The organism is Vibrio splendidus 12E03 (genome assembly GCF_000272105.2).
In the GTDB taxonomy this organism is placed as follows: domain Bacteria; phylum Pseudomonadota; class Gammaproteobacteria; order Enterobacterales; family Vibrionaceae; genus Vibrio; species Vibrio splendidus_I.
Genome location: NZ_AJZD02000184.1, coordinates 1 through 327 on the forward strand (window position 1 = coordinate 1; position 327 = coordinate 327).

Here is a 327-nt window from a genome sequence, read left to right on the forward strand (position 1 = left end):
TGTACCATACGATAATCGACCACTACTAAATCCCATATTTATAGCTACAATCGAAGTACCATGCATCCAAACCCCTCCGCTATCCCCCTGTATAAGATCACCTGAGATTGCGGTTGATTCAAGGTATGTTCTCGATAATGAAGATAGCTTGTTAACTATGAGTTCAGCATAAGCTAATGGATTGTTCCCACCAAACCCATACGTCTTGATGGAATCACCAATTGCAACCGTTTGAGTGTTTAAATCCGCAAAGTAATGGATATTTTGAGCTTTAGCGTCTTGTGGTAGCGTCCATAGGGAAACATCATATTGAGAGCCTGAACTTGA

1 pseudogene is annotated in these 327 nt (G+C 41.0%); it reads right to left on the reverse strand.

The features are described 5' to 3' along the window. A pseudogene (locus tag A142_RS25295) lies at positions 1-327 on the reverse strand (trypsin); the annotation flags it as partial.